Here is a 310-nt window from a genome sequence, read left to right as displayed (position 1 = left end):
TCGCGGCTCGAGCGCCGCTCCTACGGTGGACCAAGGCAGGTTCGGAGGCTTTGATTGACTACTGATCAAATGAACAGTACATTGATTGTCCGGGTGGCCCCAGGCCTTCGTACTGTGACCCCAGGAAGACCTGATTGATCTCCGTAGCCCCAGGGATGGGGCCGGGCTCCCGGACTTATTCGACAGATCTGGCTGGCAGGGTTTTGCAAAAAGAAACCCAGCCTAAGGCCAGTTGCGTAGGGTGGATTAGCTTCAAGCGTAATCCACCAGCACACCGTGAATATGTAGATTACGCCTACGGCTAATCCAC

The sequence above is a fragment of the Alcanivorax sp. UBA3183 genome, assembly GCF_002364155.1.
Taxonomy (GTDB): Bacteria; Pseudomonadota; Gammaproteobacteria; order Pseudomonadales; family Alcanivoracaceae; genus Alcanivorax; species Alcanivorax jadensis.
The sequence above is the reverse complement of the archived record's forward strand: the minus strand, read 5'-3'. Positions refer to the sequence as shown.